This is a genomic window from Chryseobacterium lathyri, assembly GCF_003290185.1.
Lineage (GTDB): Bacteria > Bacteroidota > Bacteroidia > Flavobacteriales > Weeksellaceae > Chryseobacterium > Chryseobacterium lathyri.
Genome location: NZ_QNFY01000001.1, coordinates 326,399 through 345,532, shown reverse-complemented (window position 1 = coordinate 345,532; position 19,134 = coordinate 326,399). Strand labels below are relative to the sequence as shown.

Here is a 19,134-nt window from a genome sequence, read left to right as displayed (position 1 = left end):
TTTATCTGTCAGGAACAAAATTTTTCCGTGCCAGCTCTTTTCTTACCCTGCTCAGGCTTTCAGGCGTAATTCCAAGGTAAGATGCGATCATCCATTGGGGAACTCTCAAAAGAAGGTCGGGGTACATTTTAATGAATTTCATGTATCTTTCTTCTGCTGTTTCGCCCAATAAAGAATTGATCCTGTTCTGGAGGCTTCTGATGTGCTTCTGTAAAAGAAAATCACTTCTTTCGATACTGTTAGGAAATTGCTCTACGAGATTATTGAAAAAATCGGGGTGCAGAAACAGAACCTCTGTATCTTCCACCGCTTCTATATAGTAAATTGATTTTTCGTTGAAGTAAAGACTGCTTCGGTCAGAAATCAGCCAGCTCTCGGGGGCAAACTGTATAATGTGCTCTTTTCCGTTCTTGTCAATGGAATACATTTTCAACAGCCCTTTTTCTACAAAGAATATATGCCTGCAGATTTCACCATACTGTAAAAGAAACTGATTCTTAGGTATTTTCTTCACTTCATAGTGTAAACTGCACATGTTCACTTTTTCTAAAGGAACATTTAATACTTTGGCTAAATATGTGTTAATATTCTTCATTATGAAATCTGGCTTGCGGATATATCTTCATGCGATGCACTGTTAATGACTTTTCCATCTTCAATTACGATCAGCTGAGGACTCTCATGCCTGATTCCAAAGTCTTCGGAAATTTTATTGGAAATGGATCTGTATTCCAGCAAATCTAAGAAATATAAATCCAGCTTATTATCCAAACTATCTATTTCTTTTTCAAAGTTTTTCAATACTGTTTTGCTGATGAAGCAGCGTGTTGAATGTTTGAAAATAGCAATTTTATGGTGATGGGATGCTTCAATGGCTTTGGCCAGGTCTTCCTCAGATTCTATTTTTTTCCAGAAGGATTGATGCTCAGGGTTGTTTTCTTTTCCTCCGAATATTTTATCAAAAAAACTCATACATTAAATTGTTTTAAATGATGATCAAGATGTTTGTATTCTAAAAATCCCCAGTCTTTTTCAGTCATTTTCCCGAATAATCTGTGGTAGTCCGGAAGATCTTTATTTTCAGATGTTGTCCGGAAGTCCTTCAGTGTATTCAGCAGATTGGTTTTTGATTCATCAAAATCACATTCAAAATTAACGATTAGTTTTTGAAAAGTAGGCATGTTTCGGGGAATTCCGTTATTAAAGATCTGCATTTCTATTTTGGTTACTATTCCTATTGCAGCAAGAAAGAAATTAAGTTCCGGAAGTTCAACTTTTCTCAGAGCTATCTGAAGAACAAAATCACAGTGTCTCAGCATTTGGGAAACGTTCATTTTCCCCCATCTTTGTGGAGTATTTTTAGTAAGAAGAGAAATTCTGTAGGCAATTTCTTCAAAATAAACAGGATTATGCAGACTTTTCTTTACCACCCTTTTTCTCTCTTCAGATTTTCAATGTGGGCAAAATGATGATTACAGTGCCATACATAGAAAGCAAGATAATGTCTTAAGTCATAATCTTTATTCTGTTCAGGATGTCGGAAAGTTCTTTCGAACTGTTTATTGGTAAGAGTATTAAGCAGAACCGTCCATCTCTGATGCGTTCCTTTAATCATTCTCATCGCAGGCTTTACAGGCATATTGGCACTATCCTGAAGTTCTGCCCATTTGGCCTCATCATAAGGTTTGATCACAGGATTATCTTCTGTAAGGGCCAGCTTAAAACGTATAAAACTATTGATATGGCTGTCTGCAATATGGTTAATAAGCTGGCGGACCATCCATCCTCCTTCTCTGTAAGGGGTATCTAATTGCTCATCCGTGAAATTCTCAATCAGATCTTTCAGTCTTGCCGGGAAATTCTTGATGACTTTAATATGCTCATCCAGCTTCGTGTCACAGATATTTTCAGACTGCTGAAACTGACCGATGGGAAATTTCTTTTGCTCTAAATCGTTCATTTTTAATTTTCTTGGTGGTATGTTTAATCAAGTTTTCTGTTGTGATAAAATTACTACAAGAAAAGCAGAAAGACAATAAAAAATAAAATTTCAAAAAATTATACTGAGTGAGAAAATAAAAAAACTTCAATTCTAAATTGAAGCTATATAATTAAATTCATCTGCTAATAACCATGCAGATCAATTCCCTCCGTTCTCTGTAAAGTCACTTTCCTGCCCATCTTTTTTTGGATCACCCTGAAATGCTGCAGTTCGTCATCCGTCAGAATATTAATGGCAGTTCCTTTTTCGCCTGCACGTCCCGTTCTGCCAATCCTGTGAATGTAATCTAAAGGCGATCGCGGCAATTCATAATTGATTACACAAGGTAAAGATTCGATATGGATACCACGGCCAATAAGGTCTGTAGCAACTAAAATCTGAGCTCCATTTACTTTAAATTCTTCTAAATTATTTCTACGGGCACCCTGTGATTTCTGACTGTGAATGGCTACGGCTTTAATTTTATTCTTTTTAAGCTTTTCCACTAAATTATCTGCAGATCTTGTAGAGGAAACAAATATCAGCGCTTTTTCAACCTTCTTCTCTTTAATTAGATAGCGTAAAAAAGGACCTTTATTTTCCGGAGAAACATGATAGGCCAGCTGCTCGATATTATCAATTTCTACTTCTTCTTTTTTAATTTCAATAATTACAGGATTAATGGATAAGCGTTCCTTCATTTCAGAAACCTTATCATTTAAAGTTGCTGAAAACAGGGTCGTTTGTTTCACTACAGGCATCAGTGCGAAAAGCTTATCCATTTCTTCACCAAAGCCTAGCTGAAACATTTTATCTGCCTCATCAATCACTAAATGCTGGATTCCTGAAATACTTAATGCGTTATGATCAATTAAATCCAATAAACGGCCGGGCGTTGCAATAAGAACTTCCACTCCAAACATTCCTTTCATCTGCGGATTGATAGAAACACCACCATAAACAGCCATAGTACGTACCTCACGTTTCAGATTTTCGGTAAAAGCCCTGAAAACTTCATCAATCTGAATGGCGAGCTCGCGTGTAGGAACCAATATTAAAACCTGAACATTACGGTCTTTTTTAACTTCTGAATTCTGTAATTTTTCTAAAATAGGCATCACAAAACAAGCCGTTTTTCCGGAACCCGTCTGTGCAATTCCCATCAGATCTTTTCCCTGCAGAATTACAGGAACAGCCTTCTCCTGAATCGGAAATGGCTTCAGATAACCTAATTTGTTGACAGAACGAATAATATTGTGTGATAATCCTAACGACTCAAATGACATAAAATACTTATTTGGTGCAAAGATAAGCTATTGATATTTGACAGATAGCCCGAAATTGTATCTCCTACAAGCAAAAGTTTAATAATTTTAACCTGAGTTCGGGAGAAGAAATTAAGATTGAAGTGCTGGAAGCAGGAAGAGGGGTGCTTGAAGTTACTATTGGACTATAGTTAAAATTGAATTATTATTCTTAAAAAAATTAATAAAAAACCGAGGTATAGTTATTTTTTACGACCTCAATAACTTCCCTCTTCCAGCTTCAGGCTTCCTTACCATGTTAAAAACAGGAATGCCTTATCCCGAACTCAGGTTAATTTTAGTTTTCTCAGACCTTGCTCCTATCTGTTTTTTAAAATTATATTGCCGATTTGTCCGATAATTCAGTTTTGGAGAGTTTTTTGAGTAATTTTATCCAAAATTCGAGAAATCTAAATATGAAAAAAGCGTTAATAATCGTAGATGTACAGAATGATTTCTGTGAAGGCGGCGCATTAGCAGTTCCTGAAGCCAATGAGGTCATCCCTTATATTAATCTTCTGATGGAAGAAAATGAATATGACCAGATCGTTCTTACACAGGACTGGCATCCTGCCGATCATAAAAGTTTTGCCAGCAACAACAACAGAAAAGTTGGCGAAAGCATTATCCTGAACGGCGTACCACAGTTCATGTGGCCGGATCATTGTATCCAGGGTACTTTCGGGGCAGAATTCCACAAAGATCTGAACAGAGATAAAGTAACCCACATTATCCAAAAAGGAAAAAATTCAGAAATTGACAGCTACAGTGGATTTCAGGACAACAATCACTTTATGAAAACAGGGCTGGATGATTTTTTAAAGTATCATGAAATTCAGTTGCTTGAAATTGTTGGTCTTGCAATGGATTATTGTGTGAAATTTACGTGTACAGATGCGCTTGCAAACGGATATATCACATGTCTTCATTTCAATGGAACGAAAGCCGTTAATGTAAAGCCTGATAATGGCAGAGATGCTATTTATGAGATGATCCAAAAAGGAGTTACAGTTCTCGGATAGGATTTACACTATAATTTTGAAAGCCATAAACTATTTTCAATTATAAATATACCGATAAGAAAAAGGCGCAGAAATAAAATTTCTGCGCCTTTTTAATACGTATAATTTCCTTAAATGATTTAAGCCGAATATTCAATTATGATGCAGAATCAGCAGAATCAGCAGATTCGTCAGTCATAATTTATAACTCAAACTTATTAAAGCATTTTAAGATTATTAACTTCCAGATCTGTAAGGATTCTCCAATGGCCACGTTTGATGTTCTTTTTCGTAAGACCTGCAAACATCACTCTGTCCAAAGCTTCCACTTCATATCCAAGTCTTTGGAAAATTCTTCTGATCACACGGTTCCAGCCAATATGAATTTCGATTCCTATCTCATTTTTAGGTTTTCCTTCAATAAAAGAAATCTGATCTACAACGGCTACCCCTTCATCAAGGCGGATCCCTTCCACAATCAGTTTCATATCTTCATGGGTCAGTTTCTTATCCAGGGTTACGTGGTAGATCTTTTTGGCATCAAAAGAAGGATGTGTCAGCTTTTTCGTCATGTGCCCGTCATTTGTCAAAAGAATAACTCCGGTTGTAGAACGATCCAGTCTTCCTACAGGAAACAAACGGTATGGTGATGCATTAGCAACCAGATCCATTACTGTTTTTCTGGCTTTGTCGTCCTTAGTTGTGGATATGTATCCCTTTGGCTTGTTTAGAAGCACATATACCGGTTTTTCCGGGGTAATACCCTGGCCGTCGAAAACTACTTTATCAGTCTTCTGAACCTGATATCCCATTTCAGTTACCACCTGTCCGTTTACTTCCACAAGTCCTTGCGTAATCAGTTCATCAGCCTCTCTTCTGCTGCAGATCCCGGAATTGGCAATATACTTGTTCAGACGGATGGTGTCCTTATGAACATCTTTCTCAATTTTGTTTAACCTTCTTTTCTGTACAAAAGATCTTGCCTTATCATCATTTTTGTCATCTCCAGCGGATGGTCTTCTTCCGTATTTCAGGCTGCCTCTTTCATACTTGTCTCTGGTATCAAAACTTTTTCCGCCTTTTTTGGGTGCTGACTTACCAAAAGTTTTTCTCTCACGTCCTTCACTTGAATTGGTAATATAAGCTCTGCTCTCAGTTTTTGCCCCGGAGTCCTCATCTCTGTTCGTAGGGTTATCTCCGCTTTTCTTAAAAGGTTTCGGCTCAAACTTCGAATTGCTTCCTTTATAGTCAGTATTTCTTTCACCAGCTTTTGGAAAAGGCTTCTTAAAAGGTTTTGATCCTGAAGAATTTCCAGATCTAGAAGCACGAGAATCATCAGAATTGTTTCTTGTTGAAGTTCTTGGTCTTTTTGGTCTTTCTGAATTATTGTTATCTCTGCTCATTCTAAAAATTTCTGCAAAGATAGTAATTTAGTTACGAGTTAAAAATTAAGAATCATAACTTTGCAGAATAGTTTTATTTTAATTTTAAAGAAACTCCAATAATGATAACAATATTAAACGATGATTTTTCTCAATTAAATACTTTCCTTCACGAAAAATCTTTCAGTAAGATCTTTATTTTAGTTGATGAAAATACCCATGAATATTGTCTTCCGGTTCTATTAGGCAATATGGAAACAGACCTAAACTTCGAAATTCTTGAGATTGAGGCTGGCGAAGAAATGAAAAACATCCAGACCGCCAACCAGCTATGGGAGATTCTTACCGAAATGCAGGCAGACAGAAAAGCGCTTGTCATTAACCTTGGTGGCGGTGTAATTACGGATATGGGTGGTTTTGTAGCCTCTACCTATAAAAGAGGAGTTCAGTTCATTAATATTCCTACTACCCTTTTATCAATGTGTGATGCCTCTATCGGAGGAAAAACAGGGATAGACCTTATGCATTATAAAAATATGGTAGGAACTTTTGCCTTTCCGGAACAGATTTTCATTTATCCTAAGTTTCTGGAAACACTTCCGTTTAAAGAATTGCGGAGTGGTTTTGCAGAAATGCTGAAGCATGGCCTTATTGCTGACAAAGCGCATTGGGACAGTCTTATTCAGATCCACAAACTTGATGTAGAAGCTGTAGTTCCCCATATCCAGACTTCAATGGATATCAAACAGGACGTCGTGGAAAAAGATTTTCATGAAAGAAACATTAGGAAGACCTTAAATTTCGGACATACAATCGGGCATTCCGTAGAAAGTCTCTGCCTTAGCCAAGGAAACCCTATTCTTCACGGTGAAGCTGTTGCCATGGGAATGATCTGTGAAGCCCATCTGGCTTATCTTGAAGATCTTATTACCCAACAGGATGCCGCGGATATTGTGGAAAACATTCAGAGGTACTACCCTTATCTTGACATCAGTGATTTTACGGATGAAAGTATTACTGCTCTTTTGCTGAACGATAAAAAGAATACAGACCGCAAAATTAATTTTTCATTACTTTCAGGAATCGGTTCGTGTACCTATGACCACCAATGCAGTGAGGAAAACATTTTGAAGTCTCTGGATTTTTACAGAAAATTGAATAATGCTTAAATTATTTATACAAAAGAATCATTCTTCTTTACTATTTTAATGGAATTAATAATTTAGATTATCTCTAAACAAACGTTTGTTTTTTAATGTAAATTATTAATAATCAATATTTTAAATAAAAGCAGCTTGTAATTTAGGCTGCTTTTTTTACTGACTTTTATCATGTTATCTGTTTTTGGCAAGCAATTTGAAAGATAATCTGCGTCAAACTCAGTAGTAAGTTTTTGACAGTAGTAAAATTTAAAATTAGAATAGTAAAATATTAAAAAAATTAAAGTTATGAAAAAGTTAATTTTAGGATTGGCAGTAACTGCAAGTTCATTAGCGTTTGCTCAGCAGACTCCATCATCTTCTTCTAACCCGGTAACATTTGGTGTAAAAGGTGGAATGAACGTATCTTCTCTTTCTAAAGACGAAGGTTTGGATGATCAAAAATCTAAAATCGGTTTCAATGCAGGTGTATTTGCGAATATTCCAGTAGCAGAATCATTCAGTGTTCAGCCGGAGGTATTGTATTCTCAATATGGTGCAAAAGCAGATTACACTCTATTAGGGACTAAGTATTCTTCTTCAACTAAATTAGATTATATCGCTGTACCGGTAATGTTCCAGTACAACCTGATCCCTAATCTTTATGTAGAAGCAGGTCCGGAATTCGGATTCTTGGTAAGTGCAAAAAACAAAATTAAAAACGAAAATAACGGAAACTCTTCTACTTCCGATAACTACAAAGATGATTTGAAAACTTTCAACTTTGGTATTGGTATCGGTGCAGGGTATTACTTCACTCCGAACTTCGGACTTACAGCAAGATATGTTGCTGGTCTTACAGACGTTGCTAAAGACAGACCTAACGGATCTGATGCAGTAAAAAACAATGTATTCCAAGTAGGATTAGCTTATAAATTCAAATAGTAAGCTTTAACATTCAGAAACAAATTTTATATTCAATAGAAAGCCGGATTAATTTATTTAATTCGGTTTTTTTATGCACACAATATCTTCATCTTTTTTGGCAAGAATTTTGCCATTTGTAGATAAGCTGAAAGCATTTATATTTTATAAATGTCTACAGCAAAGTTTCTTCATATATAAATTGATTTCAATAGAAAAGGTCAGGTTTATTTATCTAAGCCTGACTTTTTCGCGTTTAACATGATTTTTGTCATTTTATTCTCTTTGGCGGGAATTTTGCTGAAGTACGGAGAAATAAGTTAAAACTTTATAACCATGAAAAAACTAATTTTAGGATTAGCAATTGCAGCAAGCCTTTCGGTTAATGCTCAAGAAAAAACAAAATCTTCTACACCTGTTACTTTTGGGGTTAAAGCAGGATTCAACGCTTCAACACTAAGCAAAGTGGATCAGTATGATAATGACCAGAAACTGAAGCCTGGTTTTAACGCCGGAGTATTTGCCAATATTCCGGTAGCAGAGAAATTCAGCATTCAGCCGGAGCTTCTTTTCAATCAGCTAGGTTCAAAAACTGAAGAAAGAGAAGTGTATTACTCCAATTCTGACAGATACACCAGAGAAGTAGATTATAAAAAGACACTGAGCTATCTTGCCGTGCCTGTAATGGTACAGTACAATATCCTCCCTCAGCTTTATGTAGAAGCAGGTCCGGAATTCGGATTTCTGTTAGGAGGAAAAGATAAAGGTGATATTACCACTACCAAAACTTCCGGAAATACTACGACTACGCAGACAACAACATTTTCAGAAAAAATTGTTAAAGATTTATATAATAAATTCAATTTCGGGATCGGAATTGGAGCAGGATATTATTTTACACAGAATTTTGGGGTAACAGCCAGATTTACTGCGGGTATTACAGATATCTTTAAAGAAAACAGTGCAGATACTGTTAGAAATAATGCATTCCAGGTGGGTGTGGCTTATAAATTCAAATAATAATATGAGAAAGTTATTTTTAGGATTAGCCGTTACGGCAGGCTCATTGGTATTTGCACAGGAAAAAACAGAGACTATATCTAAATCTCCCATTACTTTTGGAGTAAAAGGAGGAATGAACATTTCTTCTCACACTGATGGAAATGAGGATATTTATTATTGGTCAAATTATGAGCGAAAGTCAAAGATTGGATTTAATGCAGGAGCTTTCGTCAATATTCCGGTTTCAGGCAAATTCAGTGTTCAGCCGGAAATATTATATAACGGATTGGGCTCAAAAATAGAAAGCACCATCAACTTTGATATTCCTGACGCCAGAATGAACAATAAAGAAACCCTTTCTTTAAGCTATCTTTCAGTACCATTAATGCTTCAGTACAATCTGTTGCCTGAATTATATGTAGAAGCAGGTCCGGAATTCGGATTCCTTCTGGGTGGGAGATCCAAAGGTGACCTCACTCAAACCAGTAATCAGGACGGAGCAAGCAGTACACAGAGTTATTCTGATAAAATTGTTATGGACTTATTCAATAAATTCAATTTTGGAATAGGTATCGGAGCAGGTTATTATTTCACTCAAAATCTTGCAGTTACAGCCAGATTCACGGCCGGAGTTACAGATATCTACAAGTACAATTCATACGATGCCGTTAGAAACAACGCATTACAGGTTGGTTTAGCTTATAAATTCAAATAGAGATATATTATTTTCAAGTTAATGTCGGATCTTTTTGGTCCGGCATTTTTGTATCCTATCAGGGGAAACAACATTTCATATTTTCAATTTTAACTTTGTGTCAAATCATCAACATAAAGTCAATTTCACTTACAATCATCTTTCAAAAACAAATTTTCATAATATAATTTTTCTTAAAAAACAGTTAAAAGCATAGACAAGGTAATGTGAAAAACCTTCATAAAAGCCCTTTAAATAAGGGTTTTTGGAGTTTGGCAAGCATTTTGCAAAATAAATCAAGTCTGATTGAAAAATCAGGTGAAAAGTAAAATAGTAAAATTAAAAAATAAAATTATGAAGAAGTTATTTCTAGGGTTGGCAGTTGCTGCTGGCATGATGACGTTTGCTCAAGAAACAAAAACAGTAAGCACAGAGCCAATCAAAAAAGAAACACAACCTATCAGATTCGGTATTAAAGCGGGTGGAAACTCATCTTATTTCAGTGAGCAGAAACTAAGCCTTAACAACCAGAAAATCGGATTTCATGCGGGGGTTTTAGTTAATATTCCACTTTCTCAGAAATTCAGCTTACAGCCGGAAGTTTTATACAACCAGTTAGGAGCGAAAAGTGTAATCTCTTCCACTGATGTAACTGTTGGTGATACTAATATTAAAACGAAAAGCGATTACAAAACTACCATGAACTATATTTCAGTTCCTTTAATGGTACAGATGAGACCTACAGAGAAATTTTATGTAGAAGCAGGTCCTGAATTCAGCTATTTCATTAACGGGAAAAATTCCGGAAACAGTACTATTTCTACAACTACAGGAGGAGTTACAACCACTCAGTCTGTATCTAACTCTGAAGACATTAATAAAGATAATGTTAACAAGTTTAACTTAGGTCTCGGTTTAGGTCTTGGATATGATATTACTCAAAATATTGGGATCAACGCAAGATATATCAACAGTCTTACGGATATGAGAAACCAAAAGCCAGAGGGTACTGAGCCATTGAACCACAGAGCTTTTCAGTTAGGCTTGAATTATAAATTCTAATAGAGGACAATCAATTATTTAACCTATAGTAAAGTCCGGACTTAAAAATTTTGAGTCCGGACTTTCGTTTTTACTGACGTAGAAAGAGATTTTAGAATAATGAGTCTTATACCAATCGCCAACGGCACCCAAAACTCTCTGACTCTCAAACCCGTACCCGCGTAACTCAAATTATTAGAATATTCGTGGATCATCGCTGATCACTCCATCTACTCCCATGTCTTTTAATTCTTTTAGCCTTTCTTTGGTATTGACAGTCCATGGTATAACTTTCATACCCAACGCATGGCATTCCTGTACAAGCTCTGAAGTAACAAGTGTGTGATCAGGACTGTAAATGGTTGGAGTAAAACTCAGAAATTTCATATCTCCTGATACACCATTCAGATGATCAGGATACTGCCTGAATTTCTCTGCAGGTATATTTTTGAAATGGGCCTGTTGTTGTGCCAACTTTTTATCATCAACTTTTTCCACCAGCAAAGCAGTCATGATCTTAGGGTATTCCTTATGAATGATTTCCAGTGTTCTGGGGTCAAATGACTGAATGATTACCCGGTCCTGAATTCCTTTTTTTAGAATAATGGTCATCATCAGATCTACAAATTCTTTTGGTTCAGGATGAAATATATGGTCAGAAAAAGGACGTGTTTTGGTTTCTATATTATAAAAAGGTAAAGGTCTTTTCAATTTACGGGAGTAAGCCTCACATGCATCTATTACTTCTGAAAAGAGAGGCTTTTGGGCCTTTATTTTCTTTTGATCAGGATAGTTATCAAGTTTCTTTAAGCCTACGTCAAATGTTTGAATTTTAGCATAAGGCATATCATAAATTTTATAGTAAAAACCTGAGTCTTTGGGAATATAAGTTCCATCGGGTTTTGTTACTAATTCGGGAGAAAGAAAAGCGTCATGGGAAAGGATTACTTTTTTGTCCTTTGTAATAGCAAGATCCATTTCCAGCGTTGTGATGTTCATTTTCAGAGCATTCTTCATAGCCGGAACTGTATTTTCGGGATATAAGGACTTTCCTCCGCGGTGTGCCTGCTTATCGAAAGACTGAGAGGAATACAAATGGGCAAATACTAAAAAAATACCTGTTAAGAATACGTTTTTCATATGAAGTTTTAATAGCATAAAATTAAAACTTGCTTTTATATTGTATGATACAGGAATATTAAACTTTTGATACATTTATAAAAACAAAAAGAGCCAGATATAAAAATCTGGCTCTTTCATTTATTTCAAATGGATAGAATATTAATTAAACAATTCTACCTCCTCTCCTTTTCCTACCGGATATTCTTCTGTAAAACATCCGAAACAGTGGTTGGAAGATCCTAAAATCTCTTTCAGGCTGTCTGTACTTAAAAATTCCAGAGAATCTACCCCCAGGTAATCTCTAAGCTCTTCGGTAGTCATGTTGGCAGAAATCAGATCATCTTTCGAAGGGGTATCTATTCCTAAGTAGCATGGGGCAATAATAGGTGGAGAAACACTTCTGAAGTGGATCTCTTTTACTCCTGCATCTTTCAGAATTTTTACTAATCTTTTGGAAGTGGTACCTCTTACAATAGAATCATCTATGATCACAACTCTCTTGCCTTTGATCTCAGAAATGATAGGATTAAGCTTAAGGTTCACTACCCTTTCTCTCATTTCCTGTGTCGGAACAATGAAACTTCTTCCGATGTATCTGTTTTTAATCAGAACCGGACGGAAAGGTATTCCTGAGGCCTTGGAGAAACCAATAGCAGCCGGAACTCCTGAATCGGGAACTCCAATTACTACATCAGCTTCTACAGGGGCCTGTTCCCAGATCTTTTCACCGGATTTCTCCCTGATCTCGTATACATTGATATTTTCTAAAGTAGAGTCAGGTCTTGCGAAATAGATATATTCAAAAGAACAGATCCTTTGCTTGCCTCTTGCTTCATTGACCATGTAAGAATTAAGCTTACCCGGTTCGTTTTCATTCGTATAAATGATTTCACCAGGTAAAATATCACGTACATACTGGGCACCTACGGCATCCAATGCAACAGATTCGGAAGCTACAACGTAAGTTTTTTCGTCAACAGCTCCTAAAACCAACGGACGGATTCCGTTGAAATCCCTGAAAGCAAAGAATTTATTTCTTGTCATTCCCACTACGGAATACGCGCCTTCAATTTTCTCCATGGTCGCCTTAATGGCTCCGCGAAGTCCTAAATCAAGATTTTTTTGAATTAATCTTAAAATAACCTCAGAATCGGAAGTAGCTCTGAAAACTACGCCTTCAGCTTCCAATTCATTTTTTAATTCTCTCGCATTGGTAAGGTTACCGTTATGCGCTATAGAAAGAATAATCTGGTCATATTCGTTTTTCGCGAAAAATGGCTGGAAATTATACTTCTTTTTGTCACCTGCAGTCGTATAACGAGTGTGTCCGATTGCAGAATTTCCCATAAAAGCTTCAGGATCCTGGATCTCTTTATAAACATCCAAAACCAAACCTTCATCTTTCATATTGGTAATTTTTCCGTCTTTTAAAACAGAAATACCACACGCCTCCTGACCTCTGTGCTGTAAAGCAAAAAGCCCGAACTGCGAAAGAGAAAACGTATCAAGATCATTATCAGAATACATTCCGAAGATTCCGCACTCCTCATTCGGAGCGTCCAATCTTTCTTCTTCCTGCGTTCTGAAAAGATTTCTTCCGTAGGTTTGAGTCTCAAATTGTTTTAAATATTCACTTTTATGAATGTCTAAACTTTTCATTTCTATTTTTTCTAAATTAGAAGTTAGATATTAGAAATTAGTCTAAGTTAACTTCAATTATAATTTTAAACTTGTCTTTAATGAATAAATCATTTTCTGTATCTCAGCTAAAAGTTCTTTTAAGGGAAGAATTTTAGTTTCAGAAATAAAATTTAAATCTATTAATAACTGTAACTGAGTTTGCAATTCATATGTTGAACCAAACGCAATTCCGAGAAATTGATAAAATTCATTCTTATTATTCCTTCCTGCTCCTTCTGCAATATTAGAAGGTATTGAAACAGCACATCTTCTAATTTGAGACAATAAGCCAAATCTTTCTTCGTTTGGTAATTCTGTAGTCACCAAATAAACTTCTTTTACCAAAGCCATTGATTTACTCCAAACTTTAAGATCTTCTATCCTGTGCGATTTCATACTAACCTCTAATATCTAACTTCTAACCTCTAAACTTTACTTATTCAGTAAAGTTTTCAATCTGTTGTAGATTTCTACATAAGCCTCTGTAACTTCTCCTAAATCTCTTCTGAATCTGTCTTTATCCAGCTTTTTCATGGTGTCTTTGTCCCAAAGTCTGCAAGTGTCAGGAGATATTTCGTCTGCCAGGATGATTTCACCGTCAGAAGTTTTTCCTAATTCAATTTTGAAATCGACCAGGATAATATTCATTTTGTCGAAAAGATCGATCAGGATTTCGTTGATATCAGAAGTAAGCTCATACATCTCATCAAGCTCTTCATAGGTTGCAGCACCTAAGAAAACGGCGTGGTGATCGTTGATAAGCGGATCTCCCAATTCGTCTTTTTTGTAGCAGATATCGAAAATGGTAACCGGAGATTTAATTCCTTCTTCCACTCCTAATCTTTGAGCCATGCTTCCTGCAGAGTAGTTTCTTACTACCATTTCCAAAGGAATGATTGATACTTTTCTTACCAATTGCTCTCTCTCGTTCAATTGCTTAATGAAATGAGTCTTAATCCCTTTTTCATTTAAATATTCAAAAATCAAAGTTGTGATGGCGTTGTTCATTTCACCTTTCAAATCAACAGATCCTCTTTTTTGAGCATTAAATGCTGTAGCATCGTCTTTAAAACGTACTACTACTTGATCAGGATTATCGGTAGCAAATACTTGTTTTGCCTTACCTTCGTACAACATTTCTTTCTTTTCCATTTCTAAATTCGTATTAGTTAGATTTATTTTATATTACTTAATTAAAATTCCTGTTAAAACAGCCAGTCCAAAACTCAGCAATGTGCCAATAAGCACATATTCCGTCAGTTTTCTCTGCTTAGCTTGTGCCAGATCACTGAATCTGAAAACCGATTTGGCAGCAACCATAAAACCCACGCCTTCCCAATGATTCACCATAATAAAGGTGAAAACCAGGAGACGTTCCAAAATTCCTATATATTTTCCTGCACTCGACAGAGATTCGGTTTGTATACTGCTTTGTGTTTCCGGGGCCGGAGTCCAGGAAGACAATGCTATCTTAATAAAAATTGAAGCCGGTGTTGTAAGGAACAATACAGCCATCAATATTTTCAAAAATTGCTGATTCTGCAGAAAATCAAAACTGAATTCTTTGAAATAAAATGAGATCCCAGCAATGACAAGAATATGCAGCAGCTGATCTATGAAGAACCATCTTTTCTTGTTCTTTACAGTCTGGAAGATCAGTTTTGAGGCATCAATAATAAAATGGGTAATCCCTACAAGCAATGAAACCCACCACAGATCTGTATTCCAGAGAAAAACAAAGCTTAAAACGGTATGGATCAGAACATGAAGATACAAATATGAGCTTTTCAGCTTACGGCGTTCCTTATCTGCAACCCAGGAATTTGGCTGAAGAATAAAATCTCCGAGTAGATGTGCCAATATGAGTTTAGTAAAAATCATGCTTACAGTTCTGAGATTTTCTTTCTAAAATATTGATTAGTTTCTACGATAAGGTCGTAGTTGGCGCGTTTCAGTCTCTGGCTTACCGAGGACTGTGAAATAGCAAATTTTCTGGCGAGATCTTCCTGTGTGATATCCTGGTTCATGATCATTTCGTGAATGATCTCTGCCGTGGCTACCGTCCAGCTGTCGAAATCTTTTGAAGACCATTTCAGAAGGATATTCAGATCCCTGTCTACAGCTTCGTTTGAGGTTTTTATAGAAACGGTGTGCCCGTCACTTTTAAGGTCGTTGAGCAGTCTTCCGGAATGTACATAGGCCGTTCCGTTGGATTCGGTGATTTTTTCAGAGGAAAAATTCTCTTCACCGATGCCTATTGCAATTCTTACATCTAGATTTTCCTGACTTCTTATGAGGGACTTAATGGCTAGAAAACGCCAAAATACTTCATCAATACTGCACTTGAACTGAAATTCATCTCCTCTGTAGATTTCCCATGCGAGCGGTGAGCTTCCCCAGTTTTCCAGGAGATTCTTGAGTCTGGTGATCCAAACTTCTGTGTCTGCATGCTGTGAATTTATAATATCACCGGTTATGACCGCTATCATTATGCAAATATAAGCATAATTACTTATAAATAAAAAATATAAGCAGAAACACTTATAGATATTGATTATTAGTGAATCTGCTTATATCAATGATGCTTTAATAATAACTCCATCAGTATATTTTATGAGATTGCTTCGCTCCGCTCGCAATGACATTTACTTGTTATTTTTTGATAAACTGATACGTTTTATCATCAAGTTTTAAGAGATATAATCCTGTTGAAAGATTCTGTATGGAAATATTTTTCTTATTTCTGAACGGATCATTTTCTGTATAAATTACTTTCCCCGAAAGATCCAATATCTGAGCTGTTTTTATATTCTGAATTTCTCCGCTTACAAAAAGATCATCATGAACAGGATTCGGATATATTTTAAACTCTTTGTTGGAAGTAATCAGATCGGTTGCAGATAAGGTTCCCCCCAGATTCTGACAATAATTTGCAGGATAGGAATCCCACTCACCGACAGTGAAAGTAGTTGTTGGCTGGCTTACCGTAGCTTTTCTGTAAAGAGAAACATCTCCGTATGAATTACTTACAAACTTGCTTCCTATAGCATCAACTGTTGCTGACTTATAGGCCAGCTCTACATACTGGGTTCCTGCAAAAGTCAAAGCGTCACCTGCTGTAAGAAAGCGTGCATCATTATTGGTGTAACATGATAATGCAGATTTAGGGTTCAGAATGACGAAATTTTCGTTATTAGGTATTTTTCCTTCAAGTTCAAAACTGTTACCAAAATAATAAGAATCACTTACACTATTGTAATATTGTACTTTTATGCTGTAATTGTTTAGATCTACTTCATGGCCCGTCTTATTTACAATTTCCAAAGCTTTGTTGTTACCCGTCCCTTCAATATATTTAACGATAAAAAGATCCTTTGAATTTGTATCTGCAGCTGATGTGGATACAGTAACTGCATTACTGTCAGGAGACTGCAGGTAGCCCTGATCATATGCTTTTACCGTAAATGAGTAAGAGGTAGAAGGTGTCAGATGATCAATAACTATTGATGTAGATTTTGTGGTGGTTAATAAAATGCCATTCTGATAAATATTATATCCGATAACATCTGAGCTTGTACTTGGTGACCATGTTAAATGAGTATAATAAGCTCCGGATTGAATGGAATTTAAATTTAAAGGAGCCTGTGGCGCCACAGCATCAGGGGTCTGCACCCAAATAGAATTTACCCATTGAGGGTTATCAATAAAAGGGTTTCTGTTTTTCTGAATGGTATAAATGGCATTATTTCGGTCTGTTTCCCTTTGAGATACAGGATCCTGAAGGTGCCATTGAAGAAGCATCGAAATATAGGCAGGATCAAAAGCCCGTTCTGCAGTTCCATCCAGGGGAGATCGGTCTATCGCAGGATTAATATTGGTTGAGTAATTAAATGAAGGCAGTTTACCTTCATATCTTACAGCAAAATAGAGCAGCATCCTAGCAACATCTCCTTTGAACTCATCCACAGGCTCATACACTCTATTCGTATAAATATAACCGGGAATAGCACTATTGGCAATTTTGGATGAGTTGGTAAATGTATAATGAACCGTGGAATTCCCGACACCATAAGGATAATTATTTCTAAGCTGATTGATTCTTGCATCCGTAGGGATCACAAAATGTAAATCAGAATACATAGGATAATCACTGTTAAAAGTACTTTGCGGAACTACATGTTCTCTGTTGTATCCCAATCCTTCAGCACCTGAAGTACTTATTAAGCTGGCTGATGTATATTCATAAGAATCAGGGCCGGAAGGGATCTCTGAATAAATATCCAATAAAATAGTAGTATTGGCTGGTCCATGATCATAATATTTATCCAGATCTGTCTGATTATATAGATTGGGTAAATCACCATAATGCCAGTTGACATTTTTTTCAGAAATAATATCGTGCAGCTTAGATTTCAGTGCATAGCCTGTAAGCCCTACTGTTCCGTCATAATAACCGGCAGGAGCCTGGGCAACAGCAAATGATGAAATTAAAATGACAGGTAGTAAAAGTTTTTTCATTCTTAAAAATTGGGTGACTAAAATAGTAAATTAAAACACTTGAAGTTCTGAATTTTTTATTAAAAAATCATTAATTATCAAAATATAAAAAATTGATTATTAAAATATTGCGTATATAGCCCTATGAGCTAAATAATTATTTTTGGCTTTCCGTCAATTTAATTATCTTTGGGAACTAACTATTTTATCTATATGAATACAGAGACTATTGACAACATTAAAATGATAGCAGAAACAGCAAGAGAATTTGCTGAGAAAAATATCAGACCGAATATTATGGAATGGGACGAGAGCCAAACGTTTCCAAAAGACTTATTTCACCAGTTAGGAGAAATGGGATTTATGGGAATTGTAGTTCCTGAGCAGTACGGAGGTTCCGGTTTAGGCTATCATGAATATGTTACTATTCTGGATGAAATCTCTCAGGTAGACCCATCAATTGGTCTTTCTGTGGCAGCACACAATTCACTTTGCACCAATCACATCTATGAGTTTGGAAATGAAGAGCAGAGAAATAAGTGGCTTCCGCAGCTTGCTTCAGGAAAAGTGATCGGAGCATGGGGATTAACAGAGCACAATACAGGTTCTGATTCAGGAGGTATGTCTACTACTGCTGTAAAGGACGGTGATGAATGGATCATCAACGGAGCGAAAAACTTTATTACTCATGCTATTTCAGGAGATATTGCCGTAGTAATGACAAGAACAGGTGAAATAGGTGCTAAAAATAACTCTACTGCTTTCGTTCTGGAAAAAGGAATGCCTGGTTTTACTTCAGGAAAGAAAGAAAACAAACTGGGAATGCGTGCTTCTGAGACCGCTGAACTTATTTTTGATAATGTGCGTGTACCGGATTCACATCGTTTGGGAGAAGTAGGAGAAGGATTCAAACAGGCTATGAAAATTCTGGACGGGGGTAGAATTTCTATTGCAGCATTAAGTTTAGGAACTGCAAGAGGAGCTTATAAAGCGGCTTTAAAATATGCTAAAGAAAGACATCAGTTCGGAAAAGCAATCGCTGAATTCCAGGCTATCAACTTTATGCTGGCAGATATGGCTACTGAAATTGATGCTGCTGAACTTTTGATTCAGAGAGCTTCAACATTGAAAAATGCTAAGCAGAAGATGACCAAAGAGGGGGCAATGGCAAAACTGTATGCTTCTGAAGCTTGTGTAAGAATTTCCAACAATGCTGTTCAGATTTTCGGAGGTTATGGATATACAAAAGACTTCCCTGCTGAGAAATTCTACAGAGATTCTAAATTATGTACTATCGGTGAAGGAACATCAGAGATCCAGAGACTGGTAATAGGAAGAGACATTACAAAATAATTTAAATACACTCA

The 19,134-nt window shown here is 36.3% G+C and carries 20 protein-coding genes; 7 read left to right on the top strand and 13 right to left on the bottom strand.

The genetic code is table 11. From position 1 onward, the window contains the following. Window position 1 precedes the first annotated feature (1 nt). The 5 genes from DRF61_RS01550 to DRF61_RS01530 form a co-directional block, all read right to left on the bottom strand. Window positions 2–595 (bottom strand): Crp/Fnr family transcriptional regulator, encoded by a 594-nt coding sequence (locus DRF61_RS01550; protein ID WP_111953342.1) that lies wholly within the window; start codon window positions 593–595, stop codon window positions 2–4. Then, the gene (gene ytxJ, locus DRF61_RS01545) at window positions 595–972 is read right to left on the bottom strand and encodes a bacillithiol system redox-active protein YtxJ (RefSeq protein ID WP_111953340.1); all 378 of its coding nucleotides are present in this window, start codon (window positions 970–972) and stop codon (window positions 595–597) included. The genes DRF61_RS01550 and ytxJ overlap by 1 nt, the downstream gene beginning before the upstream one ends. Continuing rightward, window positions 969–1,430, bottom strand: coding sequence for a DUF1569 domain-containing protein (locus tag DRF61_RS01540; RefSeq protein ID WP_228452528.1), 462 nt, complete (start codon window positions 1,428–1,430; stop codon window positions 969–971). Before DRF61_RS01540 ends, ytxJ begins: the two co-directional genes overlap by 4 nt. Further along, the gene (locus DRF61_RS01535) at window positions 1,424–1,960 is read right to left on the bottom strand and encodes a YfiT family bacillithiol transferase (protein ID WP_111953338.1); all 537 of its coding nucleotides are present in this window, start codon (window positions 1,958–1,960) and stop codon (window positions 1,424–1,426) included. Before DRF61_RS01535 ends, DRF61_RS01540 begins: the two co-directional genes overlap by 7 nt. Before the next feature lie 164 nt (window positions 1,961–2,124). Continuing rightward, complete coding sequence (locus DRF61_RS01530; RefSeq protein ID WP_111953336.1) at window positions 2,125–3,267, bottom strand: DEAD/DEAH box helicase; 1,143 nt, start codon at window positions 3,265–3,267, stop codon at window positions 2,125–2,127. Between the two features lie 434 nt (window positions 3,268–3,701). On the opposite strand from DRF61_RS01530, the gene pncA reads away from it, so the two are divergent. After that, window positions 3,702–4,307, top strand: coding sequence for a bifunctional nicotinamidase/pyrazinamidase (gene pncA / locus DRF61_RS01525; protein WP_111953334.1), 606 nt, complete (start codon window positions 3,702–3,704; stop codon window positions 4,305–4,307). A gap of 197 nt (window positions 4,308–4,504) precedes the next feature. On the opposite strand, the gene DRF61_RS01520 is transcribed toward pncA, so the two are convergent. Further along, on the bottom strand, window positions 4,505–5,689 hold the full coding sequence (locus tag DRF61_RS01520) for a pseudouridine synthase (RefSeq protein ID WP_228452530.1): 1,185 nt from the start codon (window positions 5,687–5,689) through the stop codon (window positions 4,505–4,507). A 101-nt stretch (window positions 5,690–5,790) separates the two neighbouring features. Here DRF61_RS01520 and aroB point away from each other — a divergent pair, with 101 nt between their 5' ends. The 5 genes from aroB to DRF61_RS01495 all read left to right on the top strand — a co-directional run bounded on the left by aroB (window position 5,791) and on the right by DRF61_RS01495 (window position 10,489). Continuing rightward, a complete protein-coding gene (gene aroB / locus DRF61_RS01515) occupies window positions 5,791–6,837 on the top strand; it encodes a 3-dehydroquinate synthase (RefSeq protein WP_111953332.1) in 1,047 nt (348 codons plus the stop codon). 279 nt (window positions 6,838–7,116) lie between these two features. Further along, window positions 7,117–7,752 (top strand): porin family protein, encoded by a 636-nt coding sequence (locus DRF61_RS01510; protein WP_111953330.1) that lies wholly within the window; start codon window positions 7,117–7,119, stop codon window positions 7,750–7,752. A 315-nt stretch (window positions 7,753–8,067) separates the two neighbouring features. Beyond that, entirely contained in the window at window positions 8,068–8,751 is a 684-nt protein-coding gene (locus DRF61_RS01505; RefSeq protein ID WP_111953328.1) for a porin family protein, read from the top strand. 4 nt (window positions 8,752–8,755) lie between these two features. Further along, on the top strand, window positions 8,756–9,448 hold the full coding sequence (locus DRF61_RS01500) for a porin family protein (RefSeq protein ID WP_111953609.1): 693 nt from the start codon (window positions 8,756–8,758) through the stop codon (window positions 9,446–9,448). A gap of 333 nt (window positions 9,449–9,781) precedes the next feature. After that, window positions 9,782–10,489, top strand: a complete 708-nt coding sequence (locus DRF61_RS01495; RefSeq protein ID WP_111953607.1) for a porin family protein — start codon at window positions 9,782–9,784, stop codon at window positions 10,487–10,489. Window positions 10,490–10,663: 174 nt separating this feature from the next. Here the strand turns inward: DRF61_RS01495 and DRF61_RS01490 are convergent, their stop codons facing one another. The 7 genes from DRF61_RS01490 to DRF61_RS01460 form a co-directional block, all read right to left on the bottom strand. After that, entirely contained in the window at window positions 10,664–11,608 is a 945-nt protein-coding gene (locus tag DRF61_RS01490) for a glycerophosphodiester phosphodiesterase family protein (RefSeq protein ID WP_111953605.1), read from the bottom strand. Between the two features lie 141 nt (window positions 11,609–11,749). Then, the gene (purF, locus tag DRF61_RS01485; RefSeq protein ID WP_111953326.1) at window positions 11,750–13,249 is read right to left on the bottom strand and encodes an amidophosphoribosyltransferase; all 1,500 of its coding nucleotides are present in this window, start codon (window positions 13,247–13,249) and stop codon (window positions 11,750–11,752) included. Window positions 13,250–13,306: 57 nt separating this feature from the next. Continuing rightward, complete coding sequence (locus DRF61_RS01480; protein ID WP_111953324.1) at window positions 13,307–13,666, bottom strand: four helix bundle protein; 360 nt, start codon at window positions 13,664–13,666, stop codon at window positions 13,307–13,309. Between the two features lie 36 nt (window positions 13,667–13,702). Further along, entirely contained in the window at window positions 13,703–14,422 is a 720-nt protein-coding gene (gene purC / locus DRF61_RS01475; RefSeq protein WP_047402036.1) for a phosphoribosylaminoimidazolesuccinocarboxamide synthase, read from the bottom strand. A 33-nt stretch (window positions 14,423–14,455) separates the two neighbouring features. After that, window positions 14,456–15,151, bottom strand: a complete 696-nt coding sequence (locus DRF61_RS01470) for a DUF3307 domain-containing protein (RefSeq protein ID WP_111953322.1) — start codon at window positions 15,149–15,151, stop codon at window positions 14,456–14,458. Window positions 15,152–15,153: 2 nt separating this feature from the next. Next, on the bottom strand, window positions 15,154–15,759 hold the full coding sequence (locus tag DRF61_RS01465; protein WP_111953320.1) for a SatD family protein: 606 nt from the start codon (window positions 15,757–15,759) through the stop codon (window positions 15,154–15,156). 163 nt (window positions 15,760–15,922) lie between these two features. Next, window positions 15,923–17,788, bottom strand: coding sequence for an endonuclease (locus tag DRF61_RS01460; protein ID WP_111953318.1), 1,866 nt, complete (start codon window positions 17,786–17,788; stop codon window positions 15,923–15,925). A 192-nt stretch (window positions 17,789–17,980) separates the two neighbouring features. On the opposite strand from DRF61_RS01460, the gene DRF61_RS01455 reads away from it, so the two are divergent. After that, complete coding sequence (locus DRF61_RS01455; RefSeq protein WP_111953316.1) at window positions 17,981–19,120, top strand: acyl-CoA dehydrogenase family protein; 1,140 nt, start codon at window positions 17,981–17,983, stop codon at window positions 19,118–19,120. Window positions 19,121–19,134 lie beyond the last annotated feature (14 nt).